This is a genomic window from Bradyrhizobium sp. USDA 4474 (assembly GCF_054057515.1).
This window is the reverse complement of record NZ_JBSRZJ010000002.1, coordinates 7187822-7212084: the sequence shown is the minus strand read 5'-3', so window position 1 is coordinate 7212084 and position 24263 is coordinate 7187822. Positions and strand designations below refer to the sequence as shown.

The 24263-nt window shown below is 63.5% G+C and carries 25 protein-coding genes and 1 tRNA gene; 3 read left to right on the top strand and 23 right to left on the bottom strand.

The features are described from left to right. Positions 1-2: 2 nt before the first annotated feature. Both ACVW16_RS35590 and dusB read right to left on the bottom strand, forming a co-directional pair. Positions 3-1172 (bottom strand): two-component system sensor histidine kinase NtrB, encoded by a 1170-nt coding sequence (locus ACVW16_RS35590; protein WP_456703547.1) that lies wholly within the window; start codon positions 1170-1172, stop codon positions 3-5. Next, positions 1169-2170, bottom strand: a complete 1002-nt coding sequence (gene dusB, locus ACVW16_RS35585; protein WP_456735111.1) for a tRNA dihydrouridine synthase DusB — start codon at positions 2168-2170, stop codon at positions 1169-1171. The genes ACVW16_RS35590 and dusB overlap by 4 nt, the downstream gene beginning before the upstream one ends. A 261-nt stretch (positions 2171-2431) precedes the next feature. On the opposite strand from dusB, the gene ACVW16_RS35580 reads away from it, so the two are divergent. Beyond that, positions 2432-3613: a bifunctional 2-C-methyl-D-erythritol 4-phosphate cytidylyltransferase/2-C-methyl-D-erythritol 2,4-cyclodiphosphate synthase gene (locus ACVW16_RS35580; protein WP_456735110.1), complete on the top strand. Its 1182-nt coding sequence runs from the start codon at positions 2432-2434 to the stop codon at positions 3611-3613. Between the two features lie 4 nt (positions 3614-3617). After that, the gene (locus ACVW16_RS35575) at positions 3618-4229 is read left to right on the top strand and encodes a CinA family protein (RefSeq protein ID WP_456735109.1); all 612 of its coding nucleotides are present in this window, start codon (positions 3618-3620) and stop codon (positions 4227-4229) included. A gap of 56 nt (positions 4230-4285) precedes the next feature. Here ACVW16_RS35575 and ACVW16_RS35570 read toward each other — a convergent pair whose 3' ends face one another. Beyond that, positions 4286-4756, bottom strand: coding sequence for a type II toxin-antitoxin system RatA family toxin (locus tag ACVW16_RS35570; RefSeq protein ID WP_456735108.1), 471 nt, complete (start codon positions 4754-4756; stop codon positions 4286-4288). 6 nt (positions 4757-4762) lie between these two features. After that, a complete protein-coding gene (gene lipA / locus ACVW16_RS35565) occupies positions 4763-5719 on the bottom strand; it encodes a lipoyl synthase (protein WP_456735107.1) in 957 nt (318 codons plus the stop codon). Positions 5720-5849: 130 nt separating this feature from the next. Between lipA and ACVW16_RS35560 the strand changes: the two genes are divergently transcribed. After that, complete coding sequence (locus ACVW16_RS35560; protein WP_456735106.1) at positions 5850-6452, top strand: DNA-3-methyladenine glycosylase; 603 nt, start codon at positions 5850-5852, stop codon at positions 6450-6452. Positions 6453-6454: 2 nt separating this feature from the next. Here ACVW16_RS35560 and ACVW16_RS35555 read toward each other — a convergent pair whose 3' ends face one another. From ACVW16_RS35555 to ACVW16_RS35465, 19 genes are all read right to left on the bottom strand, one after another. Next, complete coding sequence (locus ACVW16_RS35555; protein WP_456735105.1) at positions 6455-9331, bottom strand: valine--tRNA ligase; 2877 nt, start codon at positions 9329-9331, stop codon at positions 6455-6457. Between the two features lie 129 nt (positions 9332-9460). Then, positions 9461-10237 carry a PopZ family protein gene (locus tag ACVW16_RS35550; protein ID WP_456735104.1) on the bottom strand — a complete coding sequence of 259 codons (777 nt, stop codon included), beginning with the start codon at positions 10235-10237 and terminating at the stop codon, positions 9461-9463. 302 nt (positions 10238-10539) lie between these two features. Next, on the bottom strand, positions 10540-11946 hold the full coding sequence (locus ACVW16_RS35545) for a TolC family outer membrane protein (protein WP_456705281.1): 1407 nt from the start codon (positions 11944-11946) through the stop codon (positions 10540-10542). A 205-nt stretch (positions 11947-12151) separates the two neighbouring features. Continuing rightward, positions 12152-12814: a protein-L-isoaspartate O-methyltransferase family protein gene (locus ACVW16_RS35540; protein WP_456735103.1), complete on the bottom strand. Its 663-nt coding sequence runs from the start codon at positions 12812-12814 to the stop codon at positions 12152-12154. 136 nt (positions 12815-12950) lie between these two features. Next, complete coding sequence (locus tag ACVW16_RS35535; RefSeq protein ID WP_456738172.1) at positions 12951-13130, bottom strand: hypothetical protein; 180 nt, start codon at positions 13128-13130, stop codon at positions 12951-12953. A 367-nt stretch (positions 13131-13497) separates the two neighbouring features. After that, positions 13498-13638: a hypothetical protein gene (locus ACVW16_RS35530; RefSeq protein ID WP_456735102.1), complete on the bottom strand. Its 141-nt coding sequence runs from the start codon at positions 13636-13638 to the stop codon at positions 13498-13500. 1075 nt (positions 13639-14713) lie between these two features. Beyond that, entirely contained in the window at positions 14714-15091 is a 378-nt protein-coding gene (locus ACVW16_RS35525) for a hypothetical protein (RefSeq protein WP_456738575.1), read from the bottom strand. Then, positions 15092-15310: a hypothetical protein gene (locus ACVW16_RS35520; RefSeq protein WP_456735100.1), complete on the bottom strand. Its 219-nt coding sequence runs from the start codon at positions 15308-15310 to the stop codon at positions 15092-15094. It lies immediately after the preceding gene. Positions 15311-15354: 44 nt separating this feature from the next. After that, the gene (locus ACVW16_RS35515; RefSeq protein ID WP_456748997.1) at positions 15355-15852 is read right to left on the bottom strand and encodes a hypothetical protein; all 498 of its coding nucleotides are present in this window, start codon (positions 15850-15852) and stop codon (positions 15355-15357) included. Positions 15853-15982: 130 nt separating this feature from the next. Continuing rightward, entirely contained in the window at positions 15983-16195 is a 213-nt protein-coding gene (locus ACVW16_RS35510) for a hypothetical protein (protein WP_456735098.1), read from the bottom strand. Positions 16196-16254: 59 nt separating this feature from the next. Continuing rightward, on the bottom strand, positions 16255-16533 hold the full coding sequence (locus ACVW16_RS35505) for a hypothetical protein (RefSeq protein WP_456735097.1): 279 nt from the start codon (positions 16531-16533) through the stop codon (positions 16255-16257). Further along, positions 16523-16981 carry a hypothetical protein gene (locus ACVW16_RS35500; protein ID WP_456735096.1) on the bottom strand — a complete coding sequence of 153 codons (459 nt, stop codon included), beginning with the start codon at positions 16979-16981 and terminating at the stop codon, positions 16523-16525. Before ACVW16_RS35500 ends, ACVW16_RS35505 begins: the two co-directional genes overlap by 11 nt. 5 nt (positions 16982-16986) lie before the next feature. Then, the gene (locus tag ACVW16_RS35495) at positions 16987-18039 is read right to left on the bottom strand and encodes a phage major capsid protein (RefSeq protein ID WP_456735095.1); all 1053 of its coding nucleotides are present in this window, start codon (positions 18037-18039) and stop codon (positions 16987-16989) included. 80 nt (positions 18040-18119) lie between these two features. Then, complete coding sequence (locus tag ACVW16_RS35490) at positions 18120-18518, bottom strand: hypothetical protein (RefSeq protein WP_456735094.1); 399 nt, start codon at positions 18516-18518, stop codon at positions 18120-18122. A 474-nt stretch (positions 18519-18992) separates the two neighbouring features. Beyond that, positions 18993-21578: an AAA family ATPase gene (locus tag ACVW16_RS35485; protein WP_456735093.1), complete on the bottom strand. Its 2586-nt coding sequence runs from the start codon at positions 21576-21578 to the stop codon at positions 18993-18995. A 91-nt stretch (positions 21579-21669) separates the two neighbouring features. After that, positions 21670-21951: a hypothetical protein gene (locus ACVW16_RS35480; protein ID WP_456735092.1), complete on the bottom strand. Its 282-nt coding sequence runs from the start codon at positions 21949-21951 to the stop codon at positions 21670-21672. Between the two features lie 90 nt (positions 21952-22041). Then, complete coding sequence (locus tag ACVW16_RS35475; RefSeq protein ID WP_456735091.1) at positions 22042-22314, bottom strand: helix-turn-helix domain-containing protein; 273 nt, start codon at positions 22312-22314, stop codon at positions 22042-22044. Between the two features lie 202 nt (positions 22315-22516). Beyond that, entirely contained in the window at positions 22517-23890 is a 1374-nt protein-coding gene (locus tag ACVW16_RS35470) for a tyrosine-type recombinase/integrase (RefSeq protein WP_456735090.1), read from the bottom strand. A 229-nt stretch (positions 23891-24119) separates the two neighbouring features. Continuing rightward, positions 24120-24194, bottom strand: a tRNA-Asn gene (locus ACVW16_RS35465). Between the last annotated feature and the right edge of the window lie 69 nt (positions 24195-24263).

The following is a 24263-nucleotide window of genomic DNA, read 5'->3' as shown; positions in this document are numbered from 1 at the left end:
CCTCATCTTGCGCCCTGTGATGCAGACGACGACTTCCCGGCAGAGCCGTCGCGACTGCTGTGATCAGCGTGTTTGACCGACGTGGAATACATCGGCATCAGCACGCGAAAGGTGGTCTTGCGCGGCTGAGACTCGCATTCGATGATGCCCCCGTGATCGCCGACGATCTTGGCGACCAGCGCAAGACCAAGGCCTGAGCCGGTCTGCTTCGTGGTCACGAAGGGGTCGAACAGATTGGGCAGAAGATCGTCCGGCACGCCTGGTCCATTGTCCCTCACGCAGAATTCCAGCGGCAGGGATACCCGGGTTTTTTGACCGGGGACTGACAGGCGCACGCCGGGGCGGAACGCGGTGGTGAGCTGGATCTCGGCATCGGGCACGTCGATCAGCGCTTCGGCGGCATTCTTCACCAGATTGAGGAACACCTGGATCAGCTGGTCCTGGTTCGCCAGCACCGGGGGCAGCGACGGATCGTAATCCTCGACGAAGCGGATGTTGCGGGCAAAGCCCGACTGCGCCAGCCGCTTCACGTGATCGAGCACGGAATGGATGTTGACGGGGCCGCGCACCACGGGCCGCTCGTCGCCGAACACCTCCATGCGGTCGACCAGCGTCACGATGCGGTCGGCCTCGTCGCAGATCAGCCGTGTCAGCATGCGGTCCTCGGTCGAGGCCTGCTGCTCCAGCAGCTGCGCTGCGCCGCGGATGCCCGAAAGCGGGTTCTTGATCTCGTGCGCGAGCATCGCAGCGAGCGCGATCACCGAGCGCGCGGCGCTGCGATGGGTGAGCTGGCGGTCCATCTTGTCGGCGATGGAGCGCTCCTGCAGCATCACCACGATATGGCCGGGCCGCTCGGTGAGCGGAGCCACATGGAGATCGACCTGGCGGTCGCCGCCCATGCGCGGCGTGCCCAGATCGACCTTGTATTCGTTGACCGGCGCGTTCGACGAGCGCACCTGGTCGATCAGCGCCAGCAGCGGGCTGCCGAACGGCACCAGCTCTTTGAGTGACTGCCGCTTCAGGAACTGCGTCGATATCTCGAAGAAGGCTTCGGTCGCGATATTGGCGCCGACGATCTTGCCGTCCGGCCCGATCATCAGAACGGGATTGGGCAAGGCATCGAGGATTGCGTCACTATCGGCTGGCTGGCGATGGTCGGCGGCTGAGGTCATGCAGCAGCGCTCCATGCGAAGTCATCGAACGCATCCTGCAGCGACCGGTGGATGAGGTCAGAATCCTCGGAGGTCAGGATCTTCTGACGCCAGCCTTTCAACGTCTCGATCGGCGCGCCGCTCGCTTGCGCCGCGACGTCGAGTGCCCAGCCGAGATGTTTTCGCGCATGCTTCAGGCCGACGCGCAGGCCGTAGAGTGCACAGATGCCCTCATAGAGCGTGCGGACGTAATGCAGCTGCGTCGCGAGCGACGGTGTGGCCTCGGCGGCCCCGCCGTTCAGGCGTCGGCCGATCTCGCCGGGCAGCCACGGTTGGCCCTGCGCGCCGCGGCCGATCATCACGGCGTCGGCGCCGGAGGCCTGGAGCGCCGCGCGCGCCTTCTCGTAAGTGGTGATGTCGCCGTTGACGACGAGCGGAATGGAGACGGCCTCGCGCACCGCGCGGATTGCCTCCCAATCGGCCTCGCCCTTGTAGAACTGGCAGCGGGTGCGGCCATGGACGGTCACGAGCTTGATGCCGGCGGCCTCGGCGCGGCGCGCAAGCTCTGGCGCGTTGCGGGTGCGGTCGTCCCAGCCGAGCCGCATCTTCAGCGTCACCGGCACCTTTACGGCTGATATGGTCGCCTCGATCAAGCTGAGGGCATGATCGAGATCGCGCATCAGGGCCGAGCCGGACTGACCGCCGGTGACGTGACGGGCGGGACAGCCCATGTTGATATCGATAATGTCGGCGCCCTCGGCCTCGGCGATCCGGGCCCCCTCCGCCATCCAACGCGCCTCGCAGCCAGCGAGCTGGACCACATGCGGCCCTACGCCGGTCGCTTCGCAGCGCAATCGCGACATGCGGTGGCCTTTGGCCAATTCATCGCTGGCAGTCATTTCCGATACGACGAGACCCGCTCCCAGCTCGGCGGCGAGCTTGCGAACGGGTGAATCGGTTACGCCCGACATTGGTGCCAGGAAAACCGAGGTTGCGACCTCGATGTCGCCTATTTTCAACGGCTTAGAGCCTGATCCTGCCGAGCCGGTCACAGTGGTCCCGTTGAGTAGGCAGGGCCTCATCGCGTCTGCCGTGGCTTATCTTGCGCACAATTCTTGTGCAGTCAAGCATCATGCCTACAGTTTAGACAGTTCTGTAGATCTTTCAAGTGCAGCGCAGCAAAATGCGCTGTCCCACATTCAGGGAAACCCCTTTTTTTGCGGGCCTACCGTGCTAGAGGCATGCGTCAATCACCCCAGGCAACAAAATATTCGAGTCCCATGGCGAAATCACAGCGCACTGCAGTCGTTCTTGTCGCGGCCGGACGTGGCCTGCGCGCAGGCGCCGGTGGCCCCAAGCAATATCGCGAAATCGGCGGCGTGCCCGTGATCTACCGCGCCATGGAAGCCTTCAGCACCCACCCTGACGTCTTCGCCGTGCAGCCGGTGGTGAACCCCGACGACGGCGCCATGTTCACGGCAGCGGTCGCAGGCCTCAACCACGAGGCGCCGGCCAGCGGCGGCGCGACGCGCCAGGCCTCGGTGCTGTCAGGCCTCGAAGCTCTCGCAAAACACAAGCCCGACATCGTCCTGATCCACGACGCCGCGCGTCCCTTCGTCTCTTCTGGCGTGATCTCGCGCGCGATCGAGGCGGCAAGCCGCACCGGCGCTGCCATCCCCGTCGTCCCCGTCACCGATACCATCAAGGTCACGAGTGCGAACGGCGAAGTCGAGGACACGCCTGACAGGGCAAGCTTGCGGATCGCGCAGACGCCGCAATCCTTTCGTTTCGATGTCATCCTCGAAGCGCATCGTCGCGCGGCCAAGGACGGACGCTCAGATTTCACCGACGACGCCGCGATCGCCGAATGGGCGGGATTGACGGTTGCGACCTTTGAAGGCGATGTTGCCAACATGAAGCTCACCACTCCCGAAGATTTCGTGCGCGAGGAAGCGCGCCTGGCCAGCCTGCTCGGCGATATCAGGACCGGCACCGGCTATGACGTGCACGCCTTCGGCGAAGGCGACCACCTCATGCTCTGCGGCGTGCGCGTGCCGCATGCGAAGGGTTTTCTTGCCCATTCCGACGGCGATGTCGGCCTGCATGCGCTGGTCGATGCCATCCTGGGCGCGCTTGCCGACGGCGACATCGGCTCGCACTTCCCGCCGAGCGACGCCAAGTGGAAGGGCGCATCCTCCGACCAGTTCCTGAAATATGCCATCGAGCGCGTGACCGCGCGCGGCGGCCGCATCGCCAATCTCGAAGTCACGATGATCTGCGAACGGCCGAAGATCGGCCCGCTGCGCGACGTCATGCGCGCGCGCATCGCCGAGATATCAGGCGTCGACATCTCCCGCGTGGCCGTGAAGGCGACGACCAGCGAGCGGCTCGGCTTCACCGGCCGCGAGGAAGGCATCGCGGCCACCGCGAGCGCCACACTCCGCCTTCCCTGGAGCGCGTAAGGTCATGGGCGGCAGCGACGCACGCGCCCTCTCCCGCTCGCTGCTCGATCTGTGCCGGATGCGCAAGCTGACGATCGCGACCGCCGAGTCCTGCACCGGCGGCCTCGTCGCCGGCGCGCTGACCGACATCCCCGGCTCGTCTGATGTGATCGATCGCGGCTTCGTCACTTACTCCAACGACGCCAAGCGCGCGATGCTCGGGGTCGAGGTCTCAACGCTCACCAATTTCGGCGCCGTCAGCAGGGAAACCGCAACCGCGATGGCAGTCGGCGCGCTCGAGCGGGCGGATGTCGATCTCGCGGTTGCCATCACCGGCATTGCGGGCCCCGGCGGTGCTACCCCCGGCAAGCCGGTCGGTCTCGTCCATTTCGCCGCCGCCGCGCGCGACGGCCGCATCATCCATCGTGAGCAGCGTTTTGGCGCGATCGGCCGCACGGCCGTGCGCCAGCGCTCGGTGGTCGAAGCGCTCCGCATGCTGATGGAGCTTGCCCGAGGCCCGCAAGCCGCGGCCAAGCCGCGCCGCGCCACTGCAGCGACGAGGCTGCGTCCTCGTGCGACGCGCTCACCGCGACGACATGCCGTGAAGCGCAGACCGCCGCGCTCCCCGCGGGGGTGAGCGCCCTCCAAGCTTCGCAGGCGGGTCGGTACTGCGCTTGCGCGCAACGCGGACGGCTAGGACGACGCCAGCTTCGGCCGGCCGTAGATCGCGTCGGCGCGCTTTTCGAATGCGGTGGAAAACCGCGCGAAGGCTGCGTCGAACATCGAGCCCATGAGCATCGCCAGCATCCGGCTCTTGAATTCGTAGGCAAGGAAGAAACCGACGTCGCAGACGTCGTCGCCCCTGGGCTCGAACGTCCAGCGGTTTTCGAGATTGCTGAACGGACCTTGGAGATATTCGACCAGGATTTTCAGATTCGCGCGGTCGAGCGTCACGCGGCTGGTGAACGATTCCTTGACCAGCTTGAACGACACCGTCATGTCGGCGACCAGCACCTCCGTACCATCAGGCTTGGCCATGCGCTGGCGGATCTTCAGCGCGCTGCACAGCGGTACGAATTCCGGGTAGCGCTCGACGTCGGCGACCAGATCGAACATCTTGGATGCGCTGTGATTGACACGGCGCTTGCTCGAAAATCTTGGCATGGCAGTTCAGCGGGCGTTAGCTGCCCGCGCAGCCTTCAGTTTCGCAAAGTCCTCGCCGGCGTGGTGCGACGAACGGGTCAGCGGGCTCGCCGAGACCATCAGGAAGCCCTTGGTGTAGGCGACCTTTTCGTAAGAGCTGAACTCGTCCGGCGGCACGTAGCGCATCACGGCGTGGTGCTTGCGGGTCGGCTGGAGGTATTGCCCGATGGTCAGGAAATCGACGTCGGCCGAGCGCAGATCGTCCATCACCTGCTGCACCTCGTGGCGCTCCTCGCCGAGGCCGACCATGATGCCTGATTTGGTGAAGATGCCGGGATCGAGCTCCTTGACCCGCTGCAGCAGCCGGATCGAGTGGAAGTAGCGCGCGCCCGGCCGCACCGTCAGGTAATGCGAAGGCACCGTCTCGAGATTGTGGTTGAAGACGTCGGGCCGCGCCGCGACCACGACTTCGAGCGCGCCCTCCTTGCGCAAAAAGTCCGGCGTCAGGATCTCGATCGTGGTCGAGGGGCACGCGGCCCGAATCGCGCGGATGGTCTGGGCAAAATGCCCGGCGCCGCCATCGGCGAGGTCGTCACGGTCGACCGAGGTGATGACGACGTGCGCAAGGCCGAGCTTGGCCACGGCCTCGGCGACATTCTGCGGCTCGGCCGAATCCAGCGCGTTGGGCAGTCCGGTCTTGACGTTGCAGAACGCGCAGGCACGGGTGCAGGTGTCACCCATGATCATGAAGGTCGCGTGCTTCTTGTCCCAGCACTCGCCGATGTTCGGACAGCCCGCCTCCTCGCACACCGTGTGCAGGCCGTTGGCGCGCACGATGTTGCGGGTGTCGGCATAGCCGCGGGTGTTAGGCGCGCGCACGCGAATCCAGTCCGGCTTCGCCGGCGAAGCGGAATCAGGTCGGTTCACCTTTTCGGGGTGTCGTGGGCGCAGCGGGTTCGTGATGGTATCGACAATAACGACCATGATCTGTCCGGTCTGTTCAGGTCCTACCTAGTCGGTCTGGCTGCCTGCCGCAACCCGGCTCGCGCCGCTTCAGGGAACATGGCAGATATGGGCAATATCCTGCTCTGTTCTCAGGCGATTCTCACCCCGAATGGCTCCAGTTTCGAAGACTTCCACACCACGGCTGGGCAAGCTCCTGAAGCGGTCCTTTTTCGACCGCGATGTCCGCGAGGTCGCGCCCGATCTGATCGGCGCGACCATGCTGGTCGACGGTGTCGGCGGCATCATCGTCGAGGTCGAGGCCTATCATCATACCGAGCCGGCTGCGCACTCCTACAACGGCCCGACCCCGCGGAACCAGATCATGTTCGGTCCACCGGGCTTTGCCTATGTCTACCGTTCCTACGGCATCCACTGGTGCGTGAACTTCGTCTGCGAGCGGGCCGGGTCGGCCGCCGCCGTCTTGATCCGCGCGCTGGAGCCGACGCATGGGATCGCGGCGATGCGCCGCCGTCGCCATCTCCAGGACGTGCACGCACTGTGCTCGGGCCCGGGCAAGCTGACAGAGGCGCTCGGCATCACGATCGCGCACAACACCCTGCCCCTGGATCGCCCACCGATCGCACTGCATGCGCGAACGGCGGACGTCGAGGTCGCGACCGGCATCCGCATCGGCATCACCAAGGCAGTCGAGCTGCCCTGGCGCTATGGCGTCAGGGGCTCCAAATTCTTGAGCAAGCCGTTTCCGAAGTAGGCCTACGACGCCTGCTTGAGCCGCTCCAGCGCCTCGAGCAGCTTGGCCTTGCGGGCCAGCGCCGCCTCGCGCTTTTCGCGCTCCTCCTCGACGACCTCCTCGGCCGCGTTGGCGACGAACTTTTCGTTGGCGAGCTTCGACTCGGCACGCTTGATGTCGGCCTCGGCCTTGCCGATTTCCTTGTCGAGCCGCGTACGCTCGGCGGCAACGTCGATGACGCCCTTGAGCGGCAGCGCGGCCACCTCGCCGCGGACCAGCAACTGAACGGCTCCGTCAGGCGCACGATCTGCGAAGGAGATATCCGACAGCCGCGCCATGCGCTTGATGACGTCGGTCCAGCGCGGCGCTCGTTCCCTGGTCTCGGCCGAGGCGCCCGCGAGCACCAGTGCCGTCAGCGTCGCCGGTGCGATGTTCATCTCGGCGCGCACCGAGCGGATCTGCGTGACGAGGTCGATGACCCAGCCGATCTCGGCTTCCGCCTTGGGATCGGTGAAATCGGCATGATCGAAGATCGGCATCACGAACGCAGGCGTGATCAGCGGATCAGTCGGTCCGGCCGCAGCCGCGAGCATCGCGAGTTGCTCCGGCGTCGGCCCGGATGGCTTCAGCGGCCAGGGCGCCAGTGCGAGCAGGCCGTCGCGCTTGGCCGTGACCTCCCACAGCTCTTCCGTGATGAAGGGCATGAAGGGATGCAACAGCTTCAAAATCTCGTCGCGTGCCCAGGCGACCATGGCGCGGGTCTCATCCTTGGCAGGACTGTCGGGGCCGAGCAGCACGGGCTTGGCGAGCTCGACATACCAGTCGCAATAGACGTTCCAGACGAAGCGATAGATGCTGCCTGCGGCATCGTTGAAGCGATAGGCCTCGATGGCCTCGGTCACCTCGCGCGTGGTGTGGGCGCTCTCATGCGCGATCCAGCGATTCAGCGTTTCCTTCGCCTTGGCCGGCTCGAACCCCTCGGGCACCGCGCAGTGGTTCATCTCCGCGAAGCGCGAGGCGTTCCACAGCTTGGTCGCGAAATTGCGGTAGCCCTCGACGCGGCTGGTGGCGAGCTTGATGTCGCGCCCCTGCGCCGCCATTGCAGCCAGCGTAAAGCGCAGCGCGTCCGCGCCATATTCGTCGATCAGGTGGAGCGGGTCGATGACGTTGCCCTTCGACTTCGACATCTTGGCGCCCTTCTCGTCGCGAACGAGGGCGTGGATGTAGATCGTCGAGAACGGCACCTCCTTCATGAAGTGCAGGCCCATCATCATCATCCGGGCGACCCAGAAGAAAATGATGTCGAATCCGGTCACCAGCGCGTTGGTCGGGTAGTAGCGCTGCACTTCGGGCGCGTCTTCGGGCCAGCCGAGGGTCGAGAACGGCCACAGCGCCGAGGAGAACCAGGTGTCGAGCACGTCCTCGTCGCGGGTGATAAAGCCCTCACGCTTGTTGCGATCGAGCGCCATCTCGCGGCCCTGCTCGACCGTGATGACTTCCTGCTCGACGTAATAGCCCAGCGCGTGGCTGACGGCCTCTTCCTCGGTCTCCGCGACGAACACCTTGCCATCAGGACCGTACCAGGCCGGGATCTGGTGCCCCCACCACAGCTGGCGCGAGATGCACCAGGGCTGGATGTTCTCCATCCACTCGAAATAGGTCTTTTCCCAGTTCTTCGGGACGAACGACGTCTCGCCCGAACGCACCGCCGCGATCGCGGGTTTTGCCAGGGTCTTGGCGTCGACGTACCACTGGTCGGTCAGGTACGGCTCGATCACGCTGTTGGAACGGTCGCCATGCGGCACCATGTGGGTGTGCGGCTCGATTCGCTCGACGAAACCGAACGATTCCAGCCGCTCGACGATGCGCTTGCGCGCCGCGAAGCGGTCGACCTTGTTGAACTCCTCGGCGAACTGCAATGCGCCTTCCGGCAAGCCGCGCAGATAGTCCTCGTTGTCGAGGAGATCGAGGCGACCTTCCTTGTCCAGCACGCTGATGCGGCGCAGGCCGTGGCGATTGCCGACCTCGAAATCGTTGAAGTCGTGTGCCGGCGTCACCTTCACAGCGCCCGAGCCCTTCTCAGGATCGGAATATTCGTCCGCGACGATCTTGATCTTGCGGCCGACCAGCGGCAGCACAACGTTCTTGCCGATCAGCTTCTGATAGCGCTCGTCCTCGGGATGCACGGCCACGCCGGTATCCCCGAGCATGGTCTCAGGACGCGTCGTCGCAACCACGATAAAGGTCGCGGGATCCTCGGGGTTGAAGGTCTTGCCTTCGATCGGATAGCGCAGATACCAGAGGTGACCCTTGACCTCGGTCTGCTGCACTTCGAGATCGGAGATCGCGGTCAAGAGCTTGGTGTCCCAGTTCACCAGGCGCTTGTCCTTGTAGATCAAGCCATCGCGGTGCAACTCGACGAACACCTTGACCACGGCCTTCGACAGGCCCTCGTCCATGGTGAAGCGCTCGCGCGACCAGTCGCAGGAGGCGCCCAGGCGCTTGAGCTGGTTGATGATGGTATCGCCGCTCTCGGCCTTCCACTCCCAGACTCGCTCCAGAAACTTCTCGCGGCCCATCTCGCGGCGGCCAGGCTGCTGGCGCTCCATCAGCTGGCGCTCGACCACCATCTGGGTGGCGATGCCGGCATGGTCGGTACCGGGCTGCCACAACACGTCGCGGCCCCGCATCCGCTCGAAACGGCACAGGATGTCCTGGAGGGTGTTGTTGAGGGCGTGGCCCATATGCAGCGAGCCCGTCACGTTCGGCGGCGGGATCACGATGGTGAAGGGCACTGCGTCGCGGCGGTCGGGACGGCCGGCCTTGAAGGCAAGGCTGTCCTCCCACACCACGGACATGCGGGCTTCGATATCGGCGGGCTGGTAGTTTTTCTCGATCATGGGGCTGCTAGAAAGCCGCGCGCGGGGTTCAAGTCAACGGAAAGCTCAGCGGCAAAAGGGCTTTCCGGCCCGACCGGCAGGTCAAATATGACACAGGAGCAGGGCTTTATCGCGGCCGTGCGGCTTGCCTCAACGGCCGCCGCGCGAGACCCGCTCGATTTCGGCCTTCACGATGCGTTCGACCAGGCCCGGCAGATTGTCGTCCAGCCAGGATTTCAGCATCGGACGCAGCATCTCCTTGACCAGATCCTCCAGCGTCCGCGCATTGCTGCTGAGCACCGTGTGGGCCAGCGAGTTGAAGGCGGATTCGACCGCCGACACGGTCGACTGAGCCAGAATCGGCTGCTGCGGCGGCAGCGGCGGCGCGTCGAAATCCACCGGTGCATAGGACGGCGCAGGTGTCGGACGGGGCGGCGGCGCCTCCGCGAATTCGAGATCATCGCGCGGCTCGACCTTGTGGAAGCTCGGCGGCGGCGGCGCTGGTGTCGGCTCCGGGTCCATCGCCATATCGTCAGTCAATTCGAGCACGTCGCCTTCAGCTTCGGGCTCGGGTTCCGGCGCGCGGATTTCGGGCGCCGCGGCGGCCGTATCGAGCCCCGCCAGCAGCGCGTCGATGTCGTCCTGGCTGTTGGGGCCGGCATCCGCTGCGGGAGGCGGTGATGGTGGCGGCGGCGCAGGTTTTGCCACCGGCGGTGGCGCCGGCCTTTCAGCAGCAGGTTTTGCGGCTGCGATCTTGGATGGCGGAACGTCAGCCATCGCCTGCGGCTTGGGTGCGGGCGCAGCAGCCGGCGAAGGCTTTGCTGTCTCCGCTGGCGGCGGCTTGGCCTCGTCATCGGCAATGATGCGCCGGATCGAGGCCAGAATCTCCTCCATGGAGGGTTCTGTGACCTTTGCAGGCTGCGTCATCTCCGACTCCACATCATCAACGCCCTCGCATGCGTTGTTTTACACCAAGCACGACAGGATTGGCCTGTTCCGGACGTGTGCCACGACATTTTCGTCGCGACAGTCAGACTTGTCCCCAGATCACGGCTCAACGTGAGGCGGTGCGCCCCTGCCCCGCCACCCAAGCATCACGCACGCAACACCAAATGCAGGGCGAATCGACCCGCAGCTTCCAGGCAAGGCTATGTCAGGGATTTTGATGAATGCAAGCAAGGCGCCGGTCAGCCTCGTCTGTTTGCGAGGCCGACCGGAGAACCAGGCAATCAGCGTCCGTCAGGCGTGCGCACGCCAGCCCAGCTGTCGCGGACCTGCTGGTAATGCACGCTGGGATCGTAGACCGTGGTGTTGAGACCGAGCACCTGCGGTGCAAGCCGGCCGACCGCGCTCAGCACGGAGTACGACGCGACCACGCGGTCGTGTTGCGCAGTGACGAGTGCGACGCGCGCGTTGACCAGCGCCTGCTGGGCGTTGAGCACGTCGAGCGTGGTGCGCTGGCCTGCCTTTGCTTCTTCGCGCACGCCGTTCAGCGCGATCTCGGACGCCGTGACCTGGGCCTGCGCCGACTGCACCTGCGCCTTGCCCGCCTGCAGCTGACCCCACGCGGTCACCACGTTGGCACGGGTCTGGTCGCGGGTGGTTTCGAGGTTGAGGCGCTGCTGCGCCAGGTTTTCCTTGGACTGGCGGATCAACGAATATTCGGCACCGCCCTGATAGATCGGCGCATTGATCGAGGCGACCGCCGAGGCGCCGAACGAGCGGAAAATCGACATGGTCTGCTCGTAGGACTGCGTCGCCGCGACCTGGAAGTTGATCGTCGGCAGCAGCGCACCCTCGTTGATCTTCACCTGAAGGTAGTTGACGTCGATGCCGTACATTCCGGCGGTGACGTTCGGGTTCTCGATCAGGCTCAGGCTGACCGCGGCCGCGAGCGAGCCCGGCAGATAACGATCGACAGGCGAGCCCGGCGCGAGATTGCTCGGCTCGTTGCCGATGATGCGCCGGAAGTTGGAGCGGGTCGTGGTCAGGTTCGATTCGGCCGTCAACGCCTGGGTATTGCCGGCCGCCAGCTGCGCCTCGGATTGCGCGACGTCGGTGCGGGTCACCTCACCCACGTTGAAGCGGTCGCGCGTCTGCTTCAGTGTCTGCTCCAGCACGCGCACGTTGCTGCGCTGGACTTCCAGGGTCGCGGCATCGCGCAGATAATCCATGTAGACGGTGGCCGCCTGCAGCAGAACGGTCTGCTCCAGCACGCGCAACGCTTCACGCGCACCGGAGACCTGGCTCTCGGCGGCACGGGTCCGGTTGGCAGTCTGGTTGCCGTTGTACAGGTTCTGCGTCGCCGTCACACCGACGCTGCGCGGCGCGTTGGTGCCGTGGGTTTCGGTCCGCACGATCGCAGTCGGCGATCCGCCGGCCGTGGTGTTCGTATCGGTGTATTGAACGCCAGCGCTCGCCGTGACAGCGACCTTGGGGCGATAGCCCGAAAGCGCCTGCGGCACGTTCTCGTCGGTCGATCGCACCTGCGCGCGCTGCGCGTTGAGCTGCGGATTGTTCTGATAGGCGCGCACCAGCGCTGCCTCGATCGTATCCGCCAACGCAGGCGCCGGTCCGGCTAACGCCGTCAGGAGGACCGAAACCGCTGCTCCGGTGAAAAGCTTCACCCCATGCATCCCTGAAATTCCGTTCATTCTCACGCCAGGCCCGTGCCCGCAAACCTGGTTACCGTATCCGAGTGGACTCGTGGCCCCGTCGCAACATAGGACGGGGTCAAGCGCGACGGAACTACCTCAGGGTGGTTCTCAGCGGAAACTCTTCACGTGCAGCATCCCGGCCACACTTCTGATTCGGAACGGGATTTTAACGGGGTTTCGGCCGTCAGAAGACGAACGCGGCAGCCCGTTCCAGCCCGGGAAGCACCGGGGCTGCGGCGTCGAACAGGGGCCGGTAGCCGAATTCGCCGTGGGAGCGCGTCACAATCATGGCCCGCGACGGCCGGGATTCGGCCGAGACACCCACCAGGCGCCCCCCCTCCTTGAGCTGGCCGAACAGACCATGCGGCGTCACCTGGGTGGCGCCATTGAGGACGATCACGTCATAGGGCGCGGCAGATGGGTCGCCCTCGGCGCAGGGCGCGGCCTTGCAGGTGACGTTGGTGAGCCCGCTGGCGGCAAGGGCATCCCTGGCCTTTGCCACCAGCGCCGAATCGCATTCCGTTGCAGTGACCTGGCGCGCAAGCTTCGCGGTCAGCGCGGCGAGGTAGCCGGTGGCGCAGCCGACGACCAACACGTTGTCGCTTTCGCCGATCTCGGCGGCCTGGAGCAATTTGCCGATCAGCTGCGGCTTGAGCAGATAGCGCTTGGAAGCACCCTCGCCGACGTCGAGATCGAGGTCGAGATAGGCCAGCGCCTGGCGGCTCGCCGGCACAAACGCCTCGCGGGGAACCGTGAGCATGGCATCGAGAATGCGGCGATCGGTGACATCATTGGTGCGCACCTGGCCATCGACCATTTTTTGGCGCGCGGTCGAAAAACCGGACATTTGCGGAACCCTGCATGGCGGACGATGCCGCGGGAATGAATTGGCGGCATCTTTGGAACAGGCACCGCGAAAACGCAACACGTCCGTTGGCCTGCCAGCCAACGGCCAGGCAACGCACTCATCGGAGATGATTGGGCTATTCGATCGCGACGGCAAGGCGCCCGATCAGCGCCGCCACTTCGCCCAGCCGTGCCGAATCGGGCGTCTCGACCGCCCGGGCGAGACAGGCCAGGCATTCGTCGTCGCTCAACTCGGGGATAGCGGCCGGCGGAGTCGAGGGGGCCTGATGGGCGCGGTCGATCTCGATGTCGGGCATGGGAATCAGCTCCATAAGAGTCCGGCCATGCCAAGCTCGATTTGAATTAAGTCGATTTGGTGCTGCCCGCGCGGCGATCGTGCCGCCGCCGCACACATCCGCGCGACGATCCTGCGCTGGCTTGCCGCGCGAGAACGCCGAGAGAACGATCGAACAATATCGCGCGCGCATCAGCGGCGATCGCAACTTCTTGAACATAAAGCGGAATTTGGCTCCCCGGGCTGGAGTCAAACCATTTTATTTGCCTCTATATTTAGAGGGGTTTGCGGCAGGTGACGGGGCAAAACGGGCTTCGATACTGTCATTCGATACTGTCACTTCCCGGACAATGTGCTCTAAAAAAGCCCCTCCGCGCGCCGCCGCGCGCTCAGTGCAGCAACCGCGCCTTGAGCTTGCGCACCAGCTCCCGCAGAGTAGCCGCGTATTCCTCGATGTTCTTCAGCGCCTCGTCCACGGGCCATGGATGCGCCTTTGACGGGGGCGGCTTATCGTCATCGGCCTTTGGCATGGTCCGAAATGATCGCGAGGGACAGACAAGGCCGTTGAGTTAAGTCAAGAGAAGCGTGCTTTTCAATAGACACCGTACCGTAGTCTTCCGGATCGCCTAGAGTCGGAAAATGGACAGAGCAGCGGGCGCCCTGTCAGCAACACTGACAATGTTTGATGCCGTAATAATATTGGCTGGCGCTCAGGCCCGGTGGTCGTAGGGGTGTTACGACTGCCGGGCCTGATTTGCTTTCGTTACTCGCCCCCACGAGCCCAGCCCTTCACCTCAAGGCGTGCGGGCAACGCGGCGCGCCTTGCAGGCGTCCCTTGCTATTTTTTTTTGGAACGGCCGGTCGGGCGTATTGTTGCCCGGCATGATGACGTCAGCGGAATATCTGGAACAGGCCGATCACTTCGCCCGCGCTGCGGAAGTCGCTAGGGACCCCATCTCACGCTCACAGCTCGAAGCGCTTGCGACCAGCTACTCGGTCCTCGCCAGAAGCACCGCCGTCTTGAATCGATCCGGCAAGACACTTGAACTCCTCAAGCAGCGTCGGAGGAACCCGCCACGCTGATGGCGCATGCCGACCGGCCCGGTCAGCATGGCGCGGGATCAACTGTAACTCATGCGATACGGTTGCCCGGCCCTTGTTCTCCGCAGGCCCCAAGTCGCCGTCGCTTGAGCTTGGACGACAACGGCGGAGAACGGGAAGGCTCCGGGCGGCCGGAGAGAAATCAAGTTGATAATATAAACTTGAATTCTCCGAAAGGTGGCACCGCCGTCAGCTACACACTCGCCCGTCTCCGTCGCGATCGGCCGCTCGTGACAAGAAAGGCCGATATCTGCCCGCTTCCAAAGATTATAATATAATCTCTGGAGCGGGTGCGGTTGGCTTCGCCGGATCAACCGTGTGCAGCAGCGAAGGACAAAAAACCCGCGCTTGAGCAGTAGGGAGTTGCAACGGAAACATTTGCATCAGTTGGATCGTTTGATCTGTCCGCTACCTGCCATCGGCGCTACGACAAGATCACCCGGCTTGGTCCAGTACCACAGACAATTCGCATACACATCGCTCAAGGCGCGGATACAGCGTCACTCACGCCGCCCTCGGAAACGACGTCCCCAATTCCGGGCACACAACACGTTCGCCATCCCTGCGCAGCACCTCGCGCAGCTTCTCGCTCGTCGCGGCCCAAACGCTGAACGCGTCGGCCTCGACCAGCGGGAACGTGCTGCGCTGTGCGACAGCTTCCGGACCACACACGTGCAACAGCGTGACATAACTCGCCAGATGTCCGGTGACCGGCTCGACCTCGTCGCCGCCGTCGTACAGCTTGCGCACGATCTCGCGCTGTGCCTGCGAGAGCTGCACCTTTTCGCCGCGCATCGGACCGGACGGCGTTCTGCAAAAAGTTTCGATCCATGCGGCGTTGCGTTCACCGCGCGTGATCCTGCTCTTGCGCATGGTAGTCATTCAGTCCTCCTCTTGGTTGTCGCGCAGCCACGGGCGCGGCCCGTCATAGGGCAGATTGCGCGCGATGGTTTTGGGATCACTGCGGCTCGCAGGCGTCAGGCGCAGCCGTGTGGCCAGCGAAGCCTGCAGCCGCGTCGCCTTCTCCCATTTCGTGAATTGATCGGGATCGTCGGCCATGGCGCGGGCGAGCAGCGTCGCCTTGACGAAGGATTCCAGCATCGGCAGATCGGCGCGGACGAAATGCGTCTCGCTGCAGGCGCCGACTATCTCGATGAAGAGCGCGCGCTCCGCCTTGCCGAGAGACGACGGAGCCCGGAGTCGGACAGATCGATGTCTTCGCACTCCGGGAAGACGGTCTCTTTCAAGCGCTGCAGCGCTCGCCCTTCCTCTTGCGCCCATCGGTTTTCAAACTCCGTTCGCGCGGCGACGTCGAGATAGAGCGGCCGGTGGCCGCTCCCGGCGGCAGGGTGGAAGTAGCCCATTTCGGGATCGATGGTGTAGGCCACCCGGCCGTCATAGCCGTAGATCGCCGTGCTGTTGTCACCGCGATAGAACCGGCATTGCGTCCGATCATACAGCACCTTGCCATCGAAGTAGAGAACCGGACATCCGGTCGCGCCATCATAGGCGACACAGCGAAAATCATCCCGGCTCACCTCGGCCTGTCTGGCGATCTCCTCGATCTCACCGAGCACCATCCCCTGACCACCGCGCCGTCTGAAGGCCGTCAGCAACGCATGCACGATCCGGTGAAAATCCATCGACGCTGGGCCCTGTTCCGAAAACCGAAAATCGCTGGACACAATTCAACTTTGGGGCTGCGGGCGGTTCGGACGAAGGACCCGGAAAAGCATTCTTCACCGCCCCCCTCCCGCGCAAGTTGTAGGGCCATCACCGCTTCTTCGCGCGCGCCTCTGCTGCACGCTGCGTCATGATCTCCGCGAATTCGGCCGCCTCGTATGCGCTCGCTTGCAAACGGATCACGTGGTTCAAGGCGCCGCGCAAAGATGTCCGGCAGGCAGCGAGCTTGAGCAGCGGGCGATCTTGTATAGCTCTCGCTTCTTCCATCACGTAACCTTTCTTTGATGATGCGGTCGGCAACATGGGCGTCTTCACATTACCGACCGCAGCAACGACCGACATCGGGAGACAGGTCGGCCATTTCAATGCAGGATTCGATCACCATGGATGATGTGTGACGCTTCAGGTGAGCGCGCATCCAGACCTGCTTCCAGCCGTGCCGTGACGTCCTTCAAGATTTTGATGCAGGCCTGCCTGTATGTCTCTGACAACTGCTCCGCTACGTAAGCCGCCAAGCATGCTGTGCGCGCCACGAACCGCAGCCCGTCGCTATCCTGCTCGACCATGGACGCGATCAGCATCGCGGCGCGCTCATAAAACGGCAGCGCCCACATGGCACGATGGGCTTCGTCATGCTGCATTAGGCTTCATCCTTACGACCTTTGATCCGCCATCACGTTCGACGTCTGCGAGATCGCCCGCGAGGGTATTCACCTGATCTTGCAGATCGGCCACTTGGGTTTCGAGTGCATCGACACGTTCGGTCAGTGCTCTGATTGTGTCGTTGATCTGACGATGAATAAGAGCGACTTCTTCGCCGATCACGTCGGACGTCCTGTTGAGCGCGTGCTGGATGTGGTCACTGATCAGGCGTGGCGGCGTCTCGACCAGCGCGTCCTCGACTGTCTTGAATATCAGCGACGATGACGGCCCATGCTTCCGCACCATTTCGCGCTCAGGAGGCAGTTGCCACGTTTCAGGCGCACCATGCAATTCGCGGCGTTGACGGCGCTCGGCGATGGCGATCTCGCCCTCGACGATTTCGGCCTGCAGACGGTCGATCAATTGTTGTCGTTCGAATCGATCCATCGCGATCACCACGAAATATTGTCGACCCACGCCAACGCTGTGCTCGATCTCAACGCGAAATCCACGTCCGCGCGGAGTCGGATTGCCATCGTGTCGGTCTGGTAGAGGCTTCTCACAGGAAAGCTCACCGTCGCGGCGGTGCTCAGCGGCAGCGGTGTCGTATCCTCCATGTGAAGAACCCCTTGATCACTGACGTCAACGCGCGGCGGATCGAGACCACCCGCAATGGCAACGCAGCTCGGCGAAAGACACACCACCTGATCGTCGGCCAGCGCAGTTGAGATCGCGAGCGGATATCGAAACCACGGCTGTCGCAAAGTAATCTTGATGCCCGCAGCGGGACCGGCGACATAGAACAGATCGCTGGAGATCGCCGCAACGCTCGCGCCGATATTGCCGAGGTCGGTGATCATCGCAAAGTCGTCGCCGCCGCTTGTCGCAGCCGTCGCGTTGATGTTGTTGAGCAAGCCCGCTGGAGCGGCTGACGTTGCTGCGTCCGTGCTGAAGAACTTCTTCTCGAAGCCGAGTGAGAAATTGCGCGCCATCAGATCGCGCAACACGGCCTCGCCGCTGGAATATTCGAACAGCTCACGGCTGGCGACGGTGATCGCAGCCATCTTCTTTGTCGAAAGCGTCACGCCCGCGTTGAACGTGAATTGCTTGACCGGAGCCGGACTGCCTTCGGTAATCCAGCCCACCGCGTCGGGATCAGCGGTGACGGTTGGAAGACTCACGCCATACAAACCTTGCAGCGAAGCGTTGAGCATGAGCGGCAACAATTGCCCGATTGCGCTCTTCGGCCCCACGATCGCGTGCAGCGTGTCGATGGTCGTCTGCCGCAGCGTGGCCACAGTGCCGGTGCTGGCCGGTGTCACCACACCCTTCTCGACGATGTCGCGGACCACGCTGTCGCTCAAATCCTCATCGGGCTGCTTGCCGCCATAGAGCGCGCGGCGGCCGAGTGTGCGGATGCCACGGGTAATGCTGACAGCGCGAGCGTTGCGCTCGGTGGCAAAGGCCTCGGCATAGGCCGGGCGAAGGGGGACGGGTATACGCATGGCGCGACCATGCGCCCGGCCGAAACAAGCCGATGTCATGCATGACAGGAAAAACACTCCCGCCGGTTTCGGCGGAAGTGTTACTTGCCCGACCGCGCCGCCTCGCTGATCGCCCTCGCGATGGCTTGCCCGACGTCCTTGCTGCTGTGGGCCTCGTTGCGCGGGAGATACCCCCAGTCCTCCAGCGCATCCACCACGGCGCCGTCATACTCGACTGGTGCCACGGCCCGCTTGTTGCGGCCTTTGCGGCGCTCCCGGTGGCGGCGAACGGCGCCGCGATTGAGGAGCCGCTTGCGCATATCCTCGGGACCGGCGGGCGGCACTCGAAAGCGCACCAGCTCCGGCCTGCCGATCACCACGCCTAGCATCAAATCCATCGCGCCAAGCTCGTGGCAAGCCCCGTGGTGCGCGTCCGGCGCCGGGGTGTCCAAGGCACGGGCGATCCCGGCCAGCTCATGGGCGCTGGCCCGGCTCAACATGGCGGGCCCTCCGGACCAAAGGAAACTAATTCAGGCTCGCGCGGTCCGCTCGCTCCGTCCGGGCCTGATGGTGGCGATTGATCGCCCCTCGGCCCGATCCACGGCCATCCGAGCCGTGGCCTTCCGGGCCTGATCGGCACGGCTGCCAGCGGGTGAACGACGGCGATCACCGAACCACTCACCGGATCGATCCGGCGCACCGGCCCGGCCTGCGTCGGCGGATCGGGACGGCGGAAGCCGCGCCGGATTTGGACCTTCAAACCGCGTGCGAGGGCGCGGCGGGTACGGGCGTCGAGCTTGTGGCCGGGCACGGTGTGATCCCTTCCGTGATGGTTGCGTCACCTGCGTTACCTAGGGTGACGCAAAGGTGACGCAGGTTACGCAATGTGGCTGCGTCACCTTACCCCTTTTCCCTAAGGGGTAAGGGTGACGCAACGCAGGTCGAGGTGACAGTTACAAGGTGACGCAAAATGCCTACTCATCGTCGGCCACCTCGACAAAATCCTTGGGCCTGCGCTGCCCCGGATCGAGACGCGGAACCACGACCAGACTGCCGGTTCCGAGCCATGCCTTGAGCAGACGCTTCACCTTGGCCTTATCGACCGGGTTGGTCACATCGAGCCCCAGCGCCTTGGCAATCGCGTAGCCGACCCACGATGCCGCCTGACTATCCTTGCGCCAATGGTCGGACCGGATCACGGCGGCGACCTTCGCGAAGTCCGCACTGGTCATGCCATCGAGCGCCTTCGGGTACTCCCATGAGATGACCACGCCGACGCTGTCGCCCGGCATGGCCGGTCCCAATGGACCGTTGTGCAGATCGACACCGACCAGCTTGAACCAGTCCGACGCGTCGGCCGGTGGTGCGAGGTTGCGCTTGTCGATAAAGGCCCGGAAGTACAGCAGCCGGTTGTCGGTGATCCCGGCGTTGGCGGCTTCTTCCTTCGTCATCCGGTTGATCACCCGTGCCATGCGGGCCGCGTCGCCGAACGATCCGCCGCCGCGCGCGCTCTCGACCGTGATCTCCTGCTCTCCCTTGCGGACATGATGCACGAGCTCAATGCTGCAATTGGCGATCTTGGCGACCCGCGCCCATTCCTTGACCACCGCATCGATCGCATTGTTGTCGTTCTCCGGGACGTGATGCGAGGACACGAACGGATCGATGATGACAACGTCGATCTTGTTTTGATTGATCTGCGCCACCAGTGCATCGATTACCGGCCGACAGATGAAGAAGCCATTCCGGTTTGTCTCCGCAATCACCAGCGGCTGCTCGTCAGCGCAATTCAGGAACAGACCATCGAGGTCGTCGGGCTTGAGATTGTAGTATTTCGCCGTCGCCTGAATGCGACGTTCGGTTTCTTCGCGCGGGTCTTCGAGATTCCACAGCCAGACCCGCAGCAACTCCGCTGTCCTGACACCGAGCAAGGCCTTGCCGGACACCATCGCCAATGCCTCGGCGATCTCCAGTGACGACTTGCCGACGCCTCCCGGTGCGATGGTGACCGTGGCAAACTTGCGAATGAGGCGGTGACCGTACAGCCACTGGCGCGGCGCAATGGTCTCAGGGTCTTTCCATATGTACGGGGCGGCAACAATTCCAGGCGCAGTCGCCTTACGGGACACAATCACGGCGCCAGTCCACGGCAACGCCGCATTGATCAGCACACGTGGATCACCCTGGCTCTCAACGCAATCGGCCGCGTCCCATTTCGGCGGTGCGCCCGCAGGGGCGCTGACGCCGAGCACATTGCAGCCAAGCGAGAGCAGATAGGCGGAGATTTCGTTGGCGTAGTCCCAGCTTGGCTGATCATTGTCAGGCCAGACGATCACCGTCTTGCCTGCCAGCGGCGACCAATCGGTTTTCTCTTTCGGTGCCTTCGCGCCGCTCATCGCGGACGTCGCCTCGATGTTGACGCTGGCGAGTGCGTCGGCACACTTCTCGCCCTCGACCAGAACGACGATCTGCGTTCTGCTGATCTGCGGCAGCCGGTACAGCGGCCGGTTGCTCTCCGGGGCGCCAGCGACCCATGTCATCTTGCCGTCGATGTCACGGAAGCAATGCGGCACAAAGGTTTTCTTGCGCTTGCCGGTCTCGTCAACGGCATCCAGATCATAGCGCTTCACGTCGGCGACGATGTTGCCGCTCACGTCGAGATAATGATAGGTCGCAACCGGTGCACCGAGCTGCTCCAAATCCTCATCACGCGGCTTGTCGCCAAACTTTTCCTTCTTGGTTCTGATCACCGTCTCCGGTGTGGGCGTCCACAACGGACGTTCGAAGTCGATTCGATCATGCAGGAAGTCGCGCGCGATCTCTTTCACCGCGAACACAAAATTGTCCTTGGTGTCGGCATAGTTCATGTACGCCATGTAGAGGCTGATCAGATCGCCGCCCTCATCGGTGGCGTGGTCGTTCCACAGACCCGCCTTTGGCCCGATCAGCTCAATCGCCAGCGACGATCCGGCTTCGCCCTCGGCGTTGCCAATGCGGGCCTCGGCTCCACCATGCTTGATCACCGCGCGTCCGGAATACATCCACCCGACGAATTCACGGGCCTTCGCGTTGAGCCGCGCCTTGACGTCGTCGAAATCGACCTCCCTCCGGAGGCCGTCGCATTGCGGCTTCGCCCGGTTGAAATCAATAATCTTGCCGGTGCTCGGCTCTCCGATCTCCGGCCCGCCGATCACATGCTTTTCACGCCAAGCCGCGAGCAAGTCTTGCTCGTCGTCGGATAACTGGTGCCAAACGGACTCAATTTGGTGCTTAGTTGCGGCAGGCATCTCCGGTTCTTGGTAATCACCGCTGTTGACCATGTCAGCTACCTCATCCGCGTTAGGCAGGCCGTGATCTCGACAGTATCGTCGCACGTGTATGAGCGATTTCAGGCATTTTAGGATTTCATCATTAGACACGACGCTACTACTGAATGTTGGCTCCCCGGCCTCCGGACCTGGGCCCTGCAGCGCCGATGCCAGCAATTCGGCGACCACCTCGTCCTGCCGCTTGGCGAGATTGAAGTCTAGAATTTTGCCGGTGCTTGGCTTATCATCCATCCTGATCTCCGTTGTCGGTTCGGTAGATCGAAACCTCTTTGCTCCTGAAGTGATCCCGCCGGACGGTTTGAGATGCCGCCCGGCGGTACTGCTATCTCACCGTTTCCGTACGCATCAGCAGCTGCCGAAGGCCAATACTCCATAAAGTCATGATCGCACCTTCAATCGATGGTTCGATCGTATGCGGCTTGGGATCGGGCCAGCCTCGCGACTTCCGACCTTCGTGAAGGCAACGGTACAACGCGGCGTCATCGACTGCCTCGCCTACAAAGACAACGAATTGTTTTTTTAGCCGCTCGTAGTTCGGCTGATCGTTTGCGTGCTCCCGTTCCCAGAGGTCCAGAAGTTCGTTGGCGATATCGAGTTCGGTCATGCTGCTCTTCTCCCTCTCGCTCTCGGTGTTGTGCCCTCGGCCCCGATCTCAGAACGCAAAAGCCCGGCGCTCGGCCGGGCTGGGTGGTGGTCAGGATGTGGATGCTTGGTCGCGGGCGGCGCGCTTCGGTTCGATCTTCGGGAGTGCCGCGTGCATGCGATCGATGGAGTCGAGATCGATCATGGTGCTCCGATCGCGCTTGTACGCATCCACCTTGCCCTCGTTGATGTAGTCGTACAGCTTGGTGTGGCTGAAATGGCCATAGGCGCAGGCCTCGCGCGGCGTGGCGAGCCGCAGCGCGGGCGCGGAGGTACCATCGGCACGAGGCGGGAACGGCTTCGGCGAGGCGTTCTTCTTGATCATGTCCGGTGCTCGGCTGTTCGGGGTGATCCTGGGCCAAAGCCTAGTGTTCGCCCTGAAACCGAGCAAGAGAAATTTACTTGTAAAATCAGATGCTTAGTTCAGTTTTCCTGACAAAATTTGCGCGGCCAAATCTCACGACGGTGCAGTGACTTACGACAGGGTCTGTCAGTTCAAATGAACTGACACGACGCGGATGCCGGGCTTATGCCGCCTTCCTTTTTTCGGAAGTGCGATCCTGCGCGGCGCCCTCGTGGCGTAGCTGGTCGATCAGGTCGGCCCAGAACTGCATCAGCTCGATCCGCTCCGGCATGCAATCGTCGCGGTCATAGATCGCGCGGGTCGAGCTGTCCTGATGATCAAGCTGCAGCTCGACCAGCGAGCGCTCGAACCGGCGCCGTCCCGCCTCGGTACGCTGCCGGTTCAAGATGGTCGACGCGGCGGAGCGGAAGCCGTGCGCACAGTGGCGGGCCTTGTAGCCGAGCGCATGCAAGGCGAAGTTCAGCGTGTTCTCGCTCATGACCTCGCCGGGATTGGCACCGACACCGCAGGCCGGGAAGAGATAGCGGCCCTTGCCGGTGATCTCATGCAGCTCGCGCAGCAGCGCGACCGCCTGCCGCGACAGCGGCACCACGAAGTCCTCCACCGCCTCGCCGGTCTCGGTGCGCAGCCATTCCATCTTGAGAGTGGCGAACGGGATGATCCATCGCGCCTTGCGCAGATCGAAATGCACCCATTCGGCTTTCGCCATGGTGTCGGGCCGCACAAAGGTCAGGGCCAGCAGCTGCAGCCCGTACCGCGTCAGGTTGTGGCCGCGCCCTTCATAGCCGTCGATTCGGCGCAGCAACTCGCCGAACGCCTTGTCCTCGATGATCGCCGGGCGCTTGCGCTCGCGATGCTTGGGCAGTCCATCATTGAAATCGATGTCCGAAAAAGGGCTGTGCTTGATCAACCCCTTGCGCTTGGCAACCGCCATGATCTTCTTCGCCGCCGAGATGATCCGGACGCGGGTCGGTTTGTTAAACTTCTCGGCGAGGTCGGACAGGTGCGCGGCCTCGACCTCGGCGACGGGAAGATGGCCAAAGCCCTTGGCGCCGCGATAGCCGGTCTTGAGGTAGCTGACGCTGCGCCCATCGCGGGCGTAGGTCTTGACGGAGTTGTTGGCCTTGCGGGCCTTGAGCCAGATGTCGGCCAGCGCCGCGAAGCTCTGGTCGGCCTGTTCGGCCTCACTCTGGGCCTTGGCCACCGCCTCGGCCTCAGCCTTGGCCTTGGCATCGGCCGCGCGCTGGGCCGGGCTGACCGGGTGCTCGCCCCGGGCCACGGCGGCGCAGGCGGTCTCGTGCTCCTCGCGGGCCTGCTTCAGGGTGAAGCGGTGGGCCCCGTCGCCGTCCTTGGCATACTCGCCGATCGACAGGGTGCGACGGACGACGATCCCGTCCGGGGTGGTGAGACGATAGTCGAACCGGAACAGCACCGAGCCGGTGGGCCGCACCAGCGCGTAGAGGCCGCCACCGTCAGCGATTCGGTAGTCGGCCGCCTTGGGTTTCAGGGAGTCGAGCTTGGTGGTGGTGAGCGCCATGGATGATCCCTCGGTTCCAAATGACAGTATCGAAGATCGCCCATGACAGTATCGTACTCGGTCTGTTCTGTTTCGATACTGTCATTTCGGGTGGTTGGCCACGGTCAGGGCCGAACAGAGCCGAACGGTCCCAAATCCGAGCTTGGGCCGAAAAGGCTGTTTCTTCAACGCTTTGGCGGGGGAAGTGAACGTCCGCGGACCACTAAAGACAACCACGGACACAAGCTAATGGCTCCCCGGGCTGGATTCGAACCAGCGACCATCCGATTAACAGTCGGATGCTCTACCGCTGAGCTACCGAGGAAAAGGCGAACCGTTCGTTCGCGCGCGGCTGCGTATAACAAAGCCGGTTGCGCTTGCAAAGGACGAATTC